Raw genomic sequence first — 15,290 nt, forward strand, 5'->3', positions numbered from 1 at the left:
AATCGGTACATGCTCTGATTTCCTTTGTTTGCCGTAATTTCCGAGCCGTGGGACGTTCGATTCCACTCGCAATCACTCTACCCCGCCCCGCACAGGGTCAGCATCTTAGCCGCCAGTTCCCGTTCGCCCATGACGACATGGGGCACGCCCAGCCCTTCCAGATGCACGACCTCCGCGTCCGAATGGGCGCGGGCGATGACCTGAAGGTTGGGGTTCAGATGGCGCGCATGTTCATGAATGGCGCCGCCTTCGAACCCCTCCGGCACGGCGATCAGCATGCGGCGGGCTTCACAAATACCGGCGGCGAGCAAATGGCGGTCCTCCAATGCGCTGCCGCGCACAACCGACAGGCCCGCCTCCTCGGCTTCCTCGGCGCGGTCGGAATCGGCCTCCATCACCACGAAATGCACCTTGCGTTCCGTCAGGCGCTCGCCGATCAGCTTGCCCACCCGACCATAGCCGACAAGGATGACATGGCCCATGCGCGGCTGTTCGGGCGCCTTTTCCGCTTCCTCTTCCCGCTTGTTGCCACGCACGATAACAGAGAAGATCAGCGGATTGAGAAGGATCGATACGATCGCCCCAGCCAGGATGAGGTCGCGCGCCTCGGCAGGCAGGACGCCCAGTCCCGTACCCAATGAAGCAAGGATGAAGGAAAACTCGCCGATCTGTGCCAGGCTAGCGGCGATGGTCAGCGCAGTGTCGCCGGGATGCCCAAAGGCGCGGACGATGGCGAAGGCCGCGATCGACTTGCCGACGATGATGATCGCCACCGTGGCGAGCAGGGGAAGCGGCTGTTCGACCAGCACCGACGGATTGAACAGCATGCCGACGGAAACGAAGAAGAGCACAGCGAAGGCATCCCGCAGCGGCAGCGTTTCCTCCGTAGCCCGGCGGCTGAGCGGCGTTTCCCCCAGGATCATCCCGGCAAAGAAGGCGCCCAACGCGAAGGACACGTCGAACGCCACCGCGGCGCCGAAGGCCACGCCCAACGCAATGGCCAGCACGGCAAGGCGGAACAGCTCGCGCGAGCCGCTATGGACGACCCAGTGCAGCGCCCAGGGGATGACCCGGCGCCCGACCACCAACATCAGTGCGACAAAGCCCGCGACCTTCAACATGGTGCTGAACAACGGCGCGAGCAAGGCCGCCGCGCCGCCCGATGCATCGGCATTGTTCATCACGCCGGCCAATGCGGGCAGCAGCACCAGCGCAAGGACCATCACCAGATCCTCGACGATCAGCCAGCCGACCGCGATTCTTCCCCGCCGGGTTTCCACAAGATTTGCGCCTTGCAGCGCGCGCAGCAGCACGACCGTGCTTGCGACCGAGAGTGCGAGGCCGAAGACCAGCCCTCCCATCAGTGGCCAGCCCATATAATGCGCCAGCCCCATGCCCATCAGCGTCGCGACCGCGATCTGACCGATGGCGCCGGGCACGGCGATATTCTTGACGGACAGCAGGTCGCGCAAGGAGAAATGCAGGCCGACGCCGAACATCAGCAATATGACGCCGATCTCCGCCAGTTCATTGGCCAGTCCGGCATTGGCGACGAATCCGGGCGTGAAAGGGCCGACGATGATGCCGGCAACCAGATAGCCGACAAGCGGTGACAATTTCAGGCGATGGGCGATGGCGCCCATGATGAAGGCAACGACAAGGCCCGCGACGATCGTTCCGATCAGGGGCGTGTGATGGGGCATGGAGTGTCTTTCCCTGGCCGCCGGTGGGGTATGTGCGCCACCGGCAGCTTATCATATTTTCATTCAGCGACAGCCAGCACGGCCGCCGACAGCAGCGCACCGGCCGCGCCCAGTCCTGCCATGACGGCGGGCATGAACCACCAGGGCGGGCGGCGCCGGGACGATCCGTCCTTGCCGCGTCGCGATCTTCTGCGGGTCATGAGGAAATTCCTTTTTCCTTGGTGACGGTCCCGACAAGACCGCCTGAAGGCAATGCGTCAGGAAAAGGCAGGCGGCGCACGGGCACGCGGACGGGAAAACAGATGGAAAGACGGGAAGGACAGGAACGGAGCAGGGAATCGAAGGGCGAGCAACGCCGACACGAGCCCCGGCAGCAACGCCATGACCGGCAGCATCCAGATCGCGGCGGGCGCCAATAGAGGCGCCCGCCCAACGCCATCCGGCTCCGCCGCTCCCACGACGGTCGGATTGGCGTGAGCGCGCGCCTTCAACACGACACTGGTGGTCGCCGGATTGAACGCGGAGCCGGCCCATAGGCTGGAAGGAGGCCCCAAAGGCGCCAGGGCACTCAACAAGGCGACGCCGAGCGAAAGCCACAGCGACAGGATGAAGAGCAGGCTGCCCTGCGTCGCTTCATTCCTGTATGGCACCGGCCTCATGCGTGATAATATCCCTTCCGCAATCGAAGATAGGAACGATCAGGGCCAAAAACCAGCCCTGAAAGCGGGTCGGATGATGGTCGCATTTTCGAACCGAATGACGGCTTTGCCGCCAATCTGAAAATGCTCTTGCCGGTTGACAGAAGCGAGTCATTCCAGTAGCGGGCCACATTCCCGCGCGGGTCCAACAGGGCATAGTCCCTCGACGATCTGCGTAAAGCAGATTTGAACGAGAAGAGAAGAGCCATGTTCGCAGTCGTGCGCACGGGCGGCAAGCAGTATCGCGTCGCCGCCGGAGACAAGATCGTCGTCGAGAAGCTGGCCGGTGAGGCCGGTGACAAGGTGACCCTGGACGACGTCCTGTTCGCCGGTGAAGGCAGCGACGTGAAGGACGCAGCCAAGCTGACCGTTGCCGCTGAAATCGTCGCGCAGGCGAAGGGCGAGAAGGTCATCGTTTTCAAGAAGCGCCGCCGGCACAACTACCGTCGCCGCAATGGCCATCGCCAGAATCACACGATCCTCAAGATCGTGTCGATCGCCTGAGCCGCAGCACATTCTAGGAGTTTGAGTCATGGCACATAAGAAAGCTGGCGGTTCGTCGCGCAACGGTCGCGATTCGGAATCGAAGCGCCTTGGCGTGAAGAAGTTCGGCGGTCAGGAAGTGATCGGCGGCAACATCATCATTCGTCAGCGCGGCACGCGCGTCTATCCGGGCCGCAATGTCGGCATGGGCAAGGACCACACGCTGTTCGCGCTGGGTGAAGGCCGCGTGGTATTCCACACCGGCAAGCTCGGCCGCAAATATGTGTCGGTCGACGCCATGGCCGAAGCAGCCGAATAACGGACGATCGATGACGGATCGTCCCTCGCAATCGGGGCGATCCTCCTGGTGGAAAGACTCTTAGGTCAACCGCCAGAGCTAGAGGGAAACAAGGGGCGCCCCATCCGGGAGCGCCCCTTTTTCCGTTCGTCGGCGTCTTCCCCCTATTTCCCTCAAATCGCTGGAACCCGGACCCGTTTCACGCGTCGTGCGGACGGGGCCCAGCCAGAGAATATAGTCGTCAAGCCGTAACCTTTTGCGGCCATTGGCGCGCCGGAGATCAGGAGACTGTCGATGTTCGCCCGTACCCCCCGTCTGTTGCTGCGGCCCGGCTGGATGGAAGATGCACCTGCCCTTGCCGAAGCGATCGGCGACGCCGCCGTTCTGCGCAATCTGGCCCATGCGCCGGCCGAGTACAGCCAGACCGATGCAGAGGTCTTTCTCGCTCAGCCACAGGACCCGCGCCTGCCCAGCCTGCTCGCCTTCACCCGTACCAAGGGCGCGCCCCGCCTCGTGGGCGGCTGCGGCATCCATCTGGCGAAGGATGGCATGGCCGAACTGGGCTATTGGATCGCCCGTCCCTATTGGGGATTGGGTTTTGCGACGGAAGCGGCCCAGGCCGTCATGCACATGGCGCGGGCGTCCGGCGTGCGCCATGTGCATGCCGTCCATTTCGCGGACAATCCCGCATCCGGCAATGTCTTGCGCAAGATCGGCTTCCGCTACACCGGACGGACCGAAAAACGCTTCAGCCTTGGCCGGGGCAGCGTGGCGGATTGCCTGGTCTTCGAAGAAGGAGAGGCAGCGCGCATGGTGACCGACTCCTCGATGGATCTTTACGGGGATTCGCGACCCGCCCTGGCCGCCTGATCGATCCATGCGGGAGAGGCGGTACGGGCGCCTCCCCGCTCAAATGCCTCTGGCGCGTTCGAACAGCCGGATCGGGTGCGTTCCCAGCACCCGCTCGGCCAGATATGTGAAGCCGAGCTTCCCCGCCACCGCGACGGACGAAGCGTTGTCCGGTTCGATGATGCAGCGGACAACGGGGCTGCCGAGATGATGATCCGCCCAATGCAGCACGGCCTGCATCGCCTCGACCGCAAAGCCCCCGCCCCATGCCGCCGGTGCGAGAACCCAGCCGGCCTCGGGCACTCCCTCCAACTCGGGAAGGCCGCGGGCGCTGCTCAACAAGCCCGCTTCACCGAGGAAGGCGCCGGTGGTCCGATCCTCCAGCGCCCACATGCCATAGCCCAGCAGCGACCACATGCCCGCATAGCGTAGCATGCGAAACCAGACGGCCTGTGCGTCCTGCACCTGGCCGCCGATATGACGGACAACGGCGGGATCTCCCCATAGCAGGCGGCAGGCAGGAAAATCCTCCACCCGATGCGGGCGCAGGATCAGACGATCCGTTTCAAGAACCGGGGCATCGGCCATGGCGAAGCTATGGCCCCGCGCTTATTGGCCGGTCAAGCCATCGAAGCTAGTCGTGCATCCGCATAATCGCTGTCGGCCCGGTCGATCAGCGCACGGTCGTCAACATTCCACGGGTGGAAACCAGGCAGGAAATAAGCCAGCCAGGGCAGCACCACCCGCCGCAATATCCCCGGCCGGACCAACGCATAGCGCAGCAGCCCACCCCAGGCGCGGACGCCGGTAATGCCGTCCTGCCGCATCAATATCATCATCCCGCGCGCCCGATGGTGCACGAAATGGCGGGTGACGATCAGCATCATGAGCGATCTCAACCACCAGCGCCTGAACGGATGCCAGCCGCGCGTGGCATGGACCCAGGTGTCATGGGCGACGCCCTTATGCTCGATTTCCTCGACCGCATGCCAGCGCCAAAGCGCCGCCGCTTCGGGATCGGCACCCGCCAGATATTGCGGATCGCTCAGCAGTTCATGGGCCAGAAGGGCGGTGAAATGCTCCAGCGCCATGGTCGCGGCAAGGCTGACGATCGGGGTACGCTGCCTGGCGAGGTCCAACACCTTGATCACGTCCGCTTCCAACAGGGTCACGTCGTAACCCTGATCAGTCACATGCCGGTTGAAGGCCAGATGCTCGCGGGTATGAACGACCTCCTGCCTGATGAAGGCCGCGATCTCCCCCGCCAGCCGATCGGGCACATCGTCGCGAAAGGCTCGCACGCTCTCGATAAAATAGGCTTCGCCACGCGGAAAGGTGACCGAGAGCGCGTTGAAGAAGGCGGTCGCCACCGGATCGCCGTTCAACCAATGGCGCGCGACCGGCCCGCCGCGCGTGAAGCGGCGGTCGCGGGGAACGATGGCAAGATCGGCCGGTGTCGTCATCGCAGCGTCGTCATTTCGGACTCGTCATTGCAGGCTCTTCCTGCATCGTTTACTGACAGCGGGGTCAATAAAGAGTTACTTACATCAATGTCAATAAGGCGCACACGCCTCCGCCCGGATGAAAGTCGCCTCGTCGCGCTCGAAGCCGCGCGGCTGCTGCTGATCGAGGCGGGGCCGCAGGCGGTGACGCTGAAGGCCGTGGCGGCGCGGATCGAGCGGACCCATGCCAATCTGCTGCACCATTTCGGGTCGGCGGCGGGATTGCAGAAGGCGCTGGCCGCTCATCTGGGCGAAACGATCACGGCGACGATCGGGGACGCTGTGGATGCGGCGCGGCGCGGCGAGGTGGAACCGCGCCGGATCGTCGACATGACCTTCGACGCCTTCGACCGGGACGGCGCGGGCGCGCTGGCGAGCTGGATGCTGGCATCGGGCAATGAGGATGCGCTCGATCCGGTGGTGGACGCGATCCACAGGCTGGTGGACAAGCTCGCCGCGACCGCGCTCTCCCCTCATTTGGGCGAGCTGATCCGGGAAAATACACTGATGCTGGTGTTGCTGGCGCTGGGCGATTCGCAGGTGGGTGGACCGATGGCGGCGGCGCTGGGATTGCCGCGCGAAAAGGCGCGGGACATCGCCACGCGGAGGCTGGTTTCGGCGCTGGTGGAAGAAGCAGCGGCTTTTGCGGCGCACACGGTTTAATTCCACCGCATAAAGCGCTATGGGCGCGCGATGCATTTTCTGGATCAAGCGAAGATTTACATCAAGTCCGGCTGGGGCGGTCCCGGCGCGGTCAGTTTCCGACGCGAAAAATATGTCGAATATGGCGGCCCGGACGGCGGCAATGGCGGCAAGGGCGGGGACATCATATTCGAGGCGGTGGCGGGGCTGAACACCCTGATCGACTTCCGCTACACCCAGCATTTCAAGGCGCAGCGCGGCATGCCCGGCATGGGCAAGAACCGCTATGGCGCAGGTGGCGAGGATCTCGTCATCAAGGTGCCCGTGGGCACGCAGATCCTGTCCGACCCCACGCCCATTGACGGGACCGAGGATGAGGACGGCGCCATGGAGTATGAGCAGGAACTGCTCGCCGACTTCACCGAGGTCGGGCAGCGCATGGTGTTCCTGCGCGGCGGCGACGGCGGGCGCGGCAACCTGTCCTACAAGACGAGCACCAACCGCGCCCCGCGCCAGCATGGCACGGGCTGGCCGGGGCAGGAAATGTGGGTGTGGCTGCGGCTGAAACTGCTGGCCGATGTCGGCTTGGTCGGCATGCCCAATGCGGGCAAGTCGACCCTCATCAACCAGGTCACGAACACCAAGGCGAAGGTCGGCGCTTATGCTTTCACCACCACCAAGCCGCAGCTTGGCGTGGTGCTGCATCGCGACCGGGAATTCGTGTTGGCGGATATTCCGGGCCTGATCGAGGGCGCGGCCGAGGGCGCAGGGATCGGCGACCGTTTCCTGGGGCATATCGAACGCTGCCGAGTGCTGCTGCATCTGATCGACGCGACCGGCGACGATCCGGTCGAACAGTTCCGCATCGTGCAGGACGAGCTGGCGGCCTATGGCGGCGGGCTGGACGAAAAACCGCAGATCGTGGCGCTCAACAAGGGCGACCTGCTGGGGCAGGAACTGATGGACGACATTGCCGGACAGCTTCGGGAAGAAGCTGGCGTGGAGGATGTGTTCATCATCTCCGGCGCGACGGGCGAGGGCGTACCGGCTTTGCTCGACGCGGTATTGCCGCTGCTCGACCAGCCCGTCGAAGATGAGGAGGATGAGGCGGGCGAGGAAGGCGGCGGGCCGTGGTCGCCGCTCTGAACCGGCACCCCAGACCCGCTTCGCCCGCCCCCTCCCCCAACCCCTCCCTGAACGGGAGGGGAGGACAAGCTCGATGACCCCTTCCCTCTCCGGTTTCCCGCCGTCTCAAATCCGCCGCCTGGTCATCAAGATCGGGTCTGCGCTGCTGGTCGACCCGCAGGGGCAGGTGCGTGAGGCCTGGCTGCGCACGCTGGTGGCCGACGTCGCGGCCCGCAAACAGGCGGGGCAGCAGATCATCATCGTATCTTCCGGCGCGATCGCTCTGGGCGCACGGCGATTGAAGCTGCCCAAGGGCGGACGCGGTTCGCTGGAGGACGCGCAGGCCGCCGCCGCGACGGGCCAGATCGCGCTGTCGCAATGCTGGGCCAGCCTGCTGCACGAAAAGGGCATCACCGCCGCGCAGATGCTGGTGACGCTGGACGATCTGGAGAACCGGCGGCGCTATCTCAACGCCTCCGCGACGCTGGAGCGGTTGATGGCGCTCGACGTCGTGCCGGTGGTGAATGAGAATGACAGCGTCGCCACGGCGGAGATCCGCTTCGGCGACAACGACCGGCTGGCGGCGCGTATCGGACAGGCGGCACGGGCTGACGCAGTTGTGCTGCTGTCGGACGTCGACGGGCTTTACAGCGCCAATCCACATGTCGATGCGGACGCCATGCTGATAGAGACAATCGAGCGCATCGACGCGCGCATTGCCGGGATGGCGGACGGCGGCTCCGCCTCCGGCATGGGATCGGGGGGCATGACCTCCAAGATCGAGGCGGCGCGCATCGCCACGGGGGCTGGCGCGCATCTGGCGATCATCTCCGGCAAAGTGGATTCGCCGCTGTCGCACTGGGCGAACGGTGGCAAAGGTTCGATCTTCCTCGCCGCGCAGGCCAAGGGCGCGCGCAAGGGCTGGCTCGCCGGGCGGCTGACCGTGCGCGGGCGCATTGTCGTCGATGCCGGGGCCGAGGCGGCATTGGGGCGCGGCAACAGCCTGCTGCCTGCTGGCGTGGCGCGGATCGAGGGGATTTTCGCGCGCGGCGATGTGGTCGACATATTGGCGGAAGACGGACGGGTGATCGCGCGCGGCCTGATCGAATATGACAGCGAGGAAGCGGCGCGGATCGCGGGCAAGCGCAGCGAGGATATCGCCGCCTTGCTGGGGCACCTCCCCCGTTCCGTGCTGGTCCATCGCGACCATATGGCGATGGTCTGATCCATGTCCCTGCGCATCGCCATGACGGGCGCGACGGGTTTCGTCGGCGCCGAGACATTGAATCAGGCCTTGGCGGCGGGACATCATGTCTCCGCCATCACCCGCCGGGCGCAACCGCCGCGCGCGCACCTCAAATGGGTGCCAGGCGCGCTGGAGGACCGGGCGGCACTCAACACGCTGGTGCGCGACGCCGATGTGGTGATCCATATCGCGGGCGTGGTGAACGCATCGGACCGCGAGGGGTTCGAGACCGGTAATGCGCGCGGCACCATGGCCGTGGTCGACGCCATGCGACAGCGTGGGGTCAAACGGCTGATCCATGTCTCCTCACTCTCGGCGCGGGAACCGGAGCTGTCGGACTATGGCTGGTCGAAGGAACTGGCCGAACGCCATGTGAAGGCCAGCGGGCTCGACTGGACCATCATCCGGCCGCCCGCCATTTACGGCCCAGGCGACCGGGAGATGCTGGAACTGTTCCGCATGGCCAGGCGCGGCATCATGCTGATGCCGCCGGGCGGACGGCTCTCGGTGATCGAGGTGAGCGATCTGGCGCGGCTGTTCCTGACGCTCGCGGTCGAGAAGGACATGAGGAGCCTGACCCATGTCTATGAGGTGGACGACGGTACGCCGAGCGGCTGGGATCATCTCGATTTCGCGCAGGCGATCGGGCGCGCGGTCGGGCGGCCGGTGCGGACCTTCGCAACGCCGGCCTGGGCACTGGGCATGGGCGCGCGGCTGGACCGGATCGTGCGCGGGAAGAAGGCCAAGCTGACCCTCGATCGGGTGAGCTATTTCTGCCATCCGGACTGGGTGGTGAAGAAGCGCAAGCAGCCGCCCAAGAAGCTGTGGGTGCCCAAGGTGCCGACCGAGGAAGGGCTGAAAGCCACGGCGGAGGCCTATCGCGCGAAGGGATGGTTGTAGGACTGACACCCGCCGCTTGGGATGGGTGACGGGCATGGCATATCCGCAAGCGGCGCACCGCGGCACATCCGCGCCAGACCTGCTCGAAACTCGACAGGCCGTTGCCGATAGGCCATGGGCGCGGGCATGATTGTCGCCCTGGCCTCCGCCCTCTTCGTTCTGATCTGGTCCACCGGCTTCATCGTCGCGCGTGCTCTGGTGCCGCATGCCGCGCCCGAGCTGATCCTGGCGATACGGCTGACCCTGACGACGCTGCTGCTCTTCGGCGCGGCAGTCTACGCACGACAGGCCTTGCCCCGTGGGCGGCGGTTGGGACTGCATCTGGCAGCGGGCGCGATGCTGCACGGTTTCTACCTGACGCTGAGCTGGTGGGCGGTGAACAATGGCATGCCCGCCGGGATCATGGCGCTGCTGGGCGCACTTCAGCCGCTGATGGTGGCGGTGGCGAGCGTCGCCTTTCTGGACGACCGGCTGCCGGGCCGCGCCTGGGGAGGCCTGGCGATCGCGATCATCGGCGTCGGCTGCGTACTGTTTCCGGCAATCGAGCGATCCGGCATCGGATCGATCACCATCTGGCCCGCGCTGGCCGGGATTGCCGCGGTGCTGGGCATGGCGGCAGGAACGCTGATCCAGCGCGGCGCGATTGCGGGCGATGGCATCGCGATTTCCGGCGCGGTGCAGAATGCGGGCGGCGCGCTGGTGGCGCTGACGGCGACATTGATCGTCGGCGATTATCGCTGGGACGGGAACCCCGTCCTTTGGATCGGCCTCGGTTGGGCCGTTCTGGGGCTGTCGGTCGCGGGACTATCGCTGCTGGTCTGGCTGGTGCGGCACCAGGGACCGACGCGCATGTCGATGCTGCTGCTGCTGGTCCCGCCACTCGCCGCCACGGAAGCCTGGCTGCTGTTCGGGGAGAGACTGGGGCCGGTCCAGCTTGTCGGCTTCGCACTGGCTCTGGGCGGGGTGATGCTGGGGCGGTCGACCCGGCCCTCACCCCATCAGGAAATTGCCGAACCGGCCTGACGCTCAGCCCTCGCGCAGACGCTCATGATGGCGGATCACCTCGTCGATGATGAAGCGCAGGAATTTCTCGGTGAAGTCAGGGTCCAGATTGGCGTCGGTGGCCAATTGACGCAGGCGCGCGATCTGCCGCTCCTCGCGCCCCGGATCGGCGGGCGGCAGGTCATGGGTCGCCTTATGCTCCCCCACGGCCTGGGTGATCTTGAACCGCTCGGCCAGCATGAAGACGAGCGCCGCGTCGATATTGTCGATACTCTCGCGATAGCGCTTCAAAGTCTCGTCCACTCTGGTCCTCCGGTCAATTCGCGCGCTTTTTGCCATTTCCGGGCATTCGCGCAAGCTATTCCCGCTTGCCTTTAGCATTTGGGCCCGCCACATGGCGCTTGTCATGACAGCATCCGCCACCGGCAATGTCCACCCCATCGGCCGCGCCAGCAGCGCGCCTTCGCTCACCCCCATGATGGCGCTGGTCGCCGAGGGGATGAACCAGGTGAATGCGGTCATTCTGGACCGGATGCAGTCGCGCATTCCGCTGATCCCCGAACTGGCCGGCCACCTGATCGCGGGCGGCGGCAAGCGGATGCGGCCGATGCTGACCCTCGCCTGCGCCGATCTGGTCGGCTATGCCGGGTCGCGCCACTACAAGCTGGCCGCCGCGGTCGAATTCATCCACACCGCCACGCTGCTGCATGACGATGTGGTCGACGGATCGGGGCTGCGCCGAGGCCGCAAGACCGCCAATATCATCTGGGGCAACAGCGCCAGCGTTCTCGTGGGCGATTTCCTCTTCTCCCGCTCCTTCGAGCTGATGGTCGAGGCGGAGTCGTTGAAGGTGCTGAAGATCCTTTCCAACGCCTCGGCCGTGATCGCGGAGGGCGAGGTCAACCAGCTCACCGCGCAGCGCAAGATCGATACCAGCGAGGAACAATATCTCGACATCATCGGCGCGAAGACGGCAGCCCTGTTCGCCGCCGCCTGCCGCATTTCCGCCGTGGTCGCCGACCGCAACGAGACGGAGGAGCAGGCGCTCGACGTCTACGGCCGCAACCTCGGCATCGCCTTCCAGCTCATCGACGACGCCATCGACTATGAATCGGACGGCGCGACCATGGGCAAGGACGCCGGCGACGATTTCCGCGATGGCAAGGTGACGCTGCCCGTGATCCTCGCCTATGCGCGGGGCTCGGAGGAGGATCGTGCCTTCTGGAAGGCCGCGATCGCAGGCAACCGGGTCAGCGACGAGGACCTCACCCATGCCACAGGCCTGCTGCGCAGGACGGGTGCGATCGCCGACACCCTCGCCCGCGCCCGCCACTATGGCCAGCGCGCGATCGATGCGCTGGGCATGTTCGACAATGGCAAGGCGAAAGCGGCGCTCACAGAAGCGGTCGAATTCGCCATTGCACGGGCCTATTGAGGGTTTTGCGGGCGGGATCGTTTGAAAAGGCAAAATCCGACTTGCCCTGCACCGCATGATCCCTTCCCCTGAAACCATCGCCTTCCTGATGGCCGCCGCGCTGATGGCGGGATGTATCGATGCGATGGCGGGCGGTGGCGGCTTGATCGCATTGCCTGCCCTGCTCGCCGCCGGTATTCCGCCCGTGCCCGCGGTCGCGACCAACAAGCTGCAATCCGCGCTCGGGACATTCGGCGCCTGCATCGCCTATGCGCGCGCCGGACATATGGACCTCAAGACCTATAAATGGCCGGTGGTCGCCGCCTTCAGCGGCTCGATCGGTGGCGCCTGGCTGTTGCAGCGGGTCGACCCTTCGATATTGGCGGGCCTGATGCCCGCATTGCTGATCGCACTCGCGGCCTATTTCACCTTTTCGCCCCGGATCAGTGAAATGGACCGGCACCAGCGTGTCGGTATCGTCGTCCTCAGCCTGCTGGTCGGCATCATCGGCTTTTACGACGGCTTTTTCGGACCAGGCGCGGGCGCCTTCTACACCACCATCTTCGTCGCGCTCGGCGGCCTCGGCCTCGTGCGCGCCACGGCGCAGACCAAGGCGGCGAATTTCGCCAGCAACCTCGCCGGACTGCTCACCATGATCGCGGGCGGGCATGTGATCTGGATCGTCGGCCTCGCGATGGCGGTGGGCAGCATCACCGGCGGGCAGATCGGATCGCGCCTCGCGATGCGCTTCGGCAGCCGGTTGATCCGTCCGCTGCTGATCATCCTGTCGCTGACGCTGACGGCCAAGATGCTGCTGGACCCCAAAAACCCGATTCACGCGTTGCTGTTCGGCTGATCCTTGCGCTCGGCCGGGAATGGCGCGAGAGGGACAGCAATGACCGCTCTGCCCATCCCTCTGCCGATCCACGCCGTACTGCCCGACCTTCTCGCCGCCTTGCGCGAAAGGAGCAATGCGGTGCTGGTCGCGCCGCCGGGCGCGGGCAAAACGACCGCCGTGGCCCCTGCCCTGCTGCACGAGCCCTGGTGCACGGGCCAGATCCTGTTGCTCTCCCCCCGGCGGCTGGCGGCGCGGGCAGCGGCGGAACGGATCGCCGAACTGATGGGCGAGGATGTCGGCGGCACGGTCGGCTATGCGACGCGGATGGACACAAAGGCATCCGGGGCCACAAGGCTGCTAGTACTGACGGAAGGCATTTTCGTCCGGCGGATTCAGGATGATCCCGAGCTTTCGGGCGTGTCCGCTGTCCTCTTCGACGAAGTGCATGAGCGCAGCCTGGACAGCGATTTCGGCTTGGCCCTGGCCCTTGATGCCCAAGGCGCGCTGCGGCCGGACCTGCGCATCATACCCATGTCGGCTACGCTGGATGGCGCGCGCTTTGCCGCGCTGTTGGACGGCGCTCCGGTCGTGGAGAGCGAGGGCCGCATCCAGCCGCTGGAACTGCGCCATGTCGGGCGCGCGGCGGAAAAGCGGATCGAAGATGAGATGGCCGCGACCATCCGCCGGGCGCTGGGCGAGGAGGCCGAGGGCGATCTGCTCGCCTTTCTACCCGGCGTGGCGGAGATCGAGCGAACCGCCGAGCGACTGGAGGACGCGGCCGTGGAGGTGCACAAGCTGCACGGATCGCTCGACCCGCCGGCGCAGCGGGCGGCAATCCGGCCTTCGCGGGAGGGACGGCGGAAAGTCATCCTTGCCACTTCCATCGCGGAAACCAGCCTGACCATCGACGGCGTGCGGATCGTGGTCGACAGCGGGCTGGCCCGGCGGCCACGCTACGACCGGGCAGCGGGCGTGACCCGCCTAGTGACCGAGCGGGCGAGCCAGGCAGCGGCGACGCAGCGGGCAGGTCGTGCTGCGCGCCAGCGGCCTGGCGTCGCCTATCGCCTGTGGGAAGCGGCGGCAACGGCGGGGATGCCGCCCTTCGACCCGCCGGAGATGTTGGAGAGCGATCTTTCCAGCCTGATCCTCGACTGCGCGCTCTGGGGGGTGAATGATCCGGCAGACCTGCGATGGCTGGACCCGCCACCGGCCGCTGCGGTGGCGGAGGCGCGCAAAAGACTGACGGTGCTGGAGGCGCTGGATGCGGACGGGCGGATCACCGCGCATGGCAGGGCGCTGGCGAGCCTGCCGCTGGAGCCGCGCATCGGCCATATGCTGGTGCGGGCCGGCGAAATGGGGTTGGCGCAAGCCGCGGCGGAAGTCGCCATGCTGCTGGGCGAGCGCGGCATTGGCGGGCAGGACACCGACCTGTCGCAACGGCGGATACGCTGGCGACGGGAAAGCGGGAAGCGTGCCGATGCAGCGCGGGGCCTAGCCAGACGGTGGTCGAGGCTGGTCAAGGCGGGTTCTCCTGCAACGGCCACCGACCATGCGACGGGGATTTGCCTCGCCCTCGCCTTCCCCGATCGCCTGTCCAAGCGCCGCTCGGCCGATGGTGCAGACTGGGCCAGCGTCGGCGGGCGCGGTTTCCGGCTCGATCCGCTCAGCCCGCTGGCACGGGAGACATGGCTTGCGGTCGGGGAGGTCCAGGGCACCGCCGCCGGTGCCCGCATCCTGTCCGCCGCGCCGATCAGCGAGGCGGAGGTCGTCGCCCTGTTCGGCGCCCGCATCTCCGAGCACCGAACCGTCCGCTTCCGTGCCGCCAATGGCGGGATCGAGGCACTGCGCGAACGTCGTCTGGGTGCGGTAAGGCTCTCCTCCGGCTCCGACGACCGGCCCGATCCGGATGCGGTGGCGGCCGCCCTGACCGAAGGGATACGGCAGGGCGGACTGGACCTGCTCCCCTGGTCGGACGCGGCGCGATCACTCAGGATGCGCGCGGAATTCGCCGGGGTGACGGCCCTGTCCGACGCCGCGCTGATGGAGACGCTGGACGAATGGCTGCCGCCGCTGCTGCAAGGCAGGCGCCACCTCTCCGACATCGACCGGTCACAGCTTTCCGGGGTGCTGGAAGGGCTGATCGGCTGGGACGGCAAGCAGCAGATCGACCGGCTCGCGCCGCCCGATTTCCGTTCACCCGCCGGCAGTAGCCATGAAATCGACTATGCCGCCGAAGGCGGGCCGCGCGTCGAACTGCGTGTGCAGGCGCTGTTCGGCCTCAGCGAACATCCGGTGGTGGGAAGCCGGCGCATTCCGCTGGTCCTCTCCCTCACCTCGCCCGCCGGCCGCCCGATCCAGACAACGCGCGACCTGCCCGGCTTCTGGTCGGGGAGTTGGAGCGCGGTGGCCAAGGAGATGCGGGGGCGCTATCCGAGGCATCCCTGGCCCGACGATCCGGCGGCGGCCAGCGCCACTTTGCGCACGAAACGGGCCGAGAGGGATTTCAAGTAAAATAGACTATTTTGCGGCTCGGAAATCCCGGCGAACAAGGAATTGCCAAGGGCAAGCCTTGACTTCCGCGCGCCCGCTG

At 66.1% G+C, this 15,290-nt stretch carries 17 protein-coding genes; 11 read left to right on the forward strand and 6 right to left on the reverse strand.

Translation table 11 applies throughout. The annotated features are described in order from the left end of the window. Positions 1-77: 77 nt before the first annotated feature. The 3 genes from ybaL to CAF53_RS04005 are packed head-to-tail and all read right to left on the reverse strand — an operon-like array spanning position 78 to position 2,362. A complete protein-coding gene (gene ybaL / locus CAF53_RS04000) occupies positions 78-1,703 on the reverse strand; it encodes a YbaL family putative K(+) efflux transporter (RefSeq protein ID WP_046764696.1) in 1,626 nt (541 codons plus the stop codon). A 59-nt stretch (positions 1,704-1,762) separates the two neighbouring features. Beyond that, positions 1,763-1,903: a hypothetical protein gene (locus CAF53_RS27485; protein ID WP_197707360.1), complete on the reverse strand. Its 141-nt coding sequence runs from the start codon at positions 1,901-1,903 to the stop codon at positions 1,763-1,765. Positions 1,904-1,960: 57 nt separating this feature from the next. Next, entirely contained in the window at positions 1,961-2,362 is a 402-nt protein-coding gene (locus CAF53_RS04005; RefSeq protein WP_046764697.1) for a hypothetical protein, read from the reverse strand. Positions 2,363-2,608: 246 nt separating this feature from the next. Between CAF53_RS04005 and rplU the strand changes: the two genes are divergently transcribed. From rplU to CAF53_RS04020, 3 genes are all read left to right on the forward strand, one after another. Beyond that, positions 2,609-2,905, forward strand: coding sequence for a 50S ribosomal protein L21 (gene rplU, locus CAF53_RS04010; RefSeq protein ID WP_007683601.1), 297 nt, complete (start codon positions 2,609-2,611; stop codon positions 2,903-2,905). Between the two features lie 28 nt (positions 2,906-2,933). After that, a complete protein-coding gene (rpmA, locus tag CAF53_RS04015) occupies positions 2,934-3,203 on the forward strand; it encodes a 50S ribosomal protein L27 (RefSeq protein WP_007683600.1) in 270 nt (89 codons plus the stop codon). A gap of 273 nt (positions 3,204-3,476) precedes the next feature. Beyond that, the gene (locus CAF53_RS04020; RefSeq protein WP_100237399.1) at positions 3,477-4,052 is read left to right on the forward strand and encodes a GNAT family N-acetyltransferase; all 576 of its coding nucleotides are present in this window, start codon (positions 3,477-3,479) and stop codon (positions 4,050-4,052) included. 39 nt (positions 4,053-4,091) lie between these two features. Here the strand turns inward: CAF53_RS04020 and CAF53_RS04025 are convergent, their stop codons facing one another. Continuing rightward, positions 4,092-4,619, reverse strand: a complete 528-nt coding sequence (locus CAF53_RS04025; protein ID WP_100237400.1) for a GNAT family N-acetyltransferase — start codon at positions 4,617-4,619, stop codon at positions 4,092-4,094. 32 nt (positions 4,620-4,651) lie between these two features. Next, the gene (locus CAF53_RS04030) at positions 4,652-5,494 is read right to left on the reverse strand and encodes a metal-dependent hydrolase (protein ID WP_100237401.1); all 843 of its coding nucleotides are present in this window, start codon (positions 5,492-5,494) and stop codon (positions 4,652-4,654) included. A gap of 87 nt (positions 5,495-5,581) precedes the next feature. Between CAF53_RS04030 and CAF53_RS04035 the strand changes: the two genes are divergently transcribed. The 5 genes from CAF53_RS04035 to CAF53_RS04055 all read left to right on the forward strand — a co-directional run bounded on the left by CAF53_RS04035 (position 5,582) and on the right by CAF53_RS04055 (position 10,469). Further along, complete coding sequence (locus CAF53_RS04035) at positions 5,582-6,196, forward strand: TetR family transcriptional regulator (protein WP_100237402.1); 615 nt, start codon at positions 5,582-5,584, stop codon at positions 6,194-6,196. A 30-nt stretch (positions 6,197-6,226) separates the two neighbouring features. Then, positions 6,227-7,321, forward strand: coding sequence for a GTPase ObgE (gene obgE, locus CAF53_RS04040; protein WP_046764702.1), 1,095 nt, complete (start codon positions 6,227-6,229; stop codon positions 7,319-7,321). Between the two features lie 73 nt (positions 7,322-7,394). Next, entirely contained in the window at positions 7,395-8,525 is a 1,131-nt protein-coding gene (gene proB / locus CAF53_RS04045; protein ID WP_046764703.1) for a glutamate 5-kinase, read from the forward strand. 3 nt (positions 8,526-8,528) lie between these two features. Further along, entirely contained in the window at positions 8,529-9,446 is a 918-nt protein-coding gene (locus CAF53_RS04050; protein ID WP_046764704.1) for an NAD(P)-dependent oxidoreductase, read from the forward strand. A 126-nt stretch (positions 9,447-9,572) separates the two neighbouring features. Beyond that, a complete protein-coding gene (locus CAF53_RS04055) occupies positions 9,573-10,469 on the forward strand; it encodes a DMT family transporter (protein ID WP_100238684.1) in 897 nt (298 codons plus the stop codon). Between the two features lie 3 nt (positions 10,470-10,472). Here CAF53_RS04055 and CAF53_RS04060 read toward each other — a convergent pair whose 3' ends face one another. Next, positions 10,473-10,751 carry a chorismate mutase gene (locus CAF53_RS04060; protein WP_046764706.1) on the reverse strand — a complete coding sequence of 93 codons (279 nt, stop codon included), beginning with the start codon at positions 10,749-10,751 and terminating at the stop codon, positions 10,473-10,475. A 103-nt stretch (positions 10,752-10,854) separates the two neighbouring features. On the opposite strand from CAF53_RS04060, the gene CAF53_RS04065 reads away from it, so the two are divergent. The 3 genes from CAF53_RS04065 to hrpB are packed head-to-tail and all read left to right on the forward strand — an operon-like array spanning position 10,855 to position 15,211. Further along, a complete protein-coding gene (locus tag CAF53_RS04065; protein ID WP_046764924.1) occupies positions 10,855-11,883 on the forward strand; it encodes a polyprenyl synthetase family protein in 1,029 nt (342 codons plus the stop codon). A 55-nt stretch (positions 11,884-11,938) separates the two neighbouring features. Next, positions 11,939-12,718 carry a TSUP family transporter gene (locus CAF53_RS04070; RefSeq protein WP_046764707.1) on the forward strand — a complete coding sequence of 260 codons (780 nt, stop codon included), beginning with the start codon at positions 11,939-11,941 and terminating at the stop codon, positions 12,716-12,718. A gap of 39 nt (positions 12,719-12,757) precedes the next feature. Then, complete coding sequence (hrpB, locus tag CAF53_RS04075; protein ID WP_100237403.1) at positions 12,758-15,211, forward strand: ATP-dependent helicase HrpB; 2,454 nt, start codon at positions 12,758-12,760, stop codon at positions 15,209-15,211. Positions 15,212-15,290 lie beyond the last annotated feature (79 nt).

This window comes from Sphingobium sp. LB126, from assembly GCF_002795205.1.
In the GTDB taxonomy this organism is placed as follows: Bacteria; Pseudomonadota; Alphaproteobacteria; order Sphingomonadales; family Sphingomonadaceae; genus Sphingobium; species Sphingobium chungbukense.

Coding starts and splice junctions, on each gene's coding strand:
- ybaL (WP_046764696.1), bottom strand. CDS start 1,703: ATGCCCCATCACACGCCCCTGATCGGAACGATCGTCGCGGGCCTTGTC.
- CAF53_RS27485 (WP_197707360.1), bottom strand. CDS start 1,903: ATGACCCGCAGAAGATCGCGACGCGGCAAGGACGGATCGTCCCGGCGC.
- CAF53_RS04005 (WP_046764697.1), bottom strand. CDS start 2,362: ATGAGGCCGGTGCCATACAGGAATGAAGCGACGCAGGGCAGCCTGCTC.
- rplU (WP_007683601.1), top strand. CDS start 2,609: ATGTTCGCAGTCGTGCGCACGGGCGGCAAGCAGTATCGCGTCGCCGCC.
- rpmA (WP_007683600.1), top strand. CDS start 2,934: ATGGCACATAAGAAAGCTGGCGGTTCGTCGCGCAACGGTCGCGATTCG.
- CAF53_RS04020 (WP_100237399.1), top strand. CDS start 3,477: ATGTTCGCCCGTACCCCCCGTCTGTTGCTGCGGCCCGGCTGGATGGAA.
- CAF53_RS04025 (WP_100237400.1), bottom strand. CDS start 4,619: ATGGCCGATGCCCCGGTTCTTGAAACGGATCGTCTGATCCTGCGCCCG.
- CAF53_RS04030 (WP_100237401.1), bottom strand. CDS start 5,494: ATGACGACACCGGCCGATCTTGCCATCGTTCCCCGCGACCGCCGCTTC.
- CAF53_RS04035 (WP_100237402.1), top strand. CDS start 5,582: ATGTCAATAAGGCGCACACGCCTCCGCCCGGATGAAAGTCGCCTCGTC.
- obgE (WP_046764702.1), top strand. CDS start 6,227: ATGCATTTTCTGGATCAAGCGAAGATTTACATCAAGTCCGGCTGGGGC.
- proB (WP_046764703.1), top strand. CDS start 7,395: ATGACCCCTTCCCTCTCCGGTTTCCCGCCGTCTCAAATCCGCCGCCTG.
- CAF53_RS04050 (WP_046764704.1), top strand. CDS start 8,529: ATGTCCCTGCGCATCGCCATGACGGGCGCGACGGGTTTCGTCGGCGCC.
- CAF53_RS04055 (WP_100238684.1), top strand. CDS start 9,573: ATGATTGTCGCCCTGGCCTCCGCCCTCTTCGTTCTGATCTGGTCCACC.
- CAF53_RS04065 (WP_046764924.1), top strand. CDS start 10,855: ATGACAGCATCCGCCACCGGCAATGTCCACCCCATCGGCCGCGCCAGC.
- CAF53_RS04070 (WP_046764707.1), top strand. CDS start 11,939: ATGATCCCTTCCCCTGAAACCATCGCCTTCCTGATGGCCGCCGCGCTG.
- hrpB (WP_100237403.1), top strand. CDS start 12,758: ATGACCGCTCTGCCCATCCCTCTGCCGATCCACGCCGTACTGCCCGAC.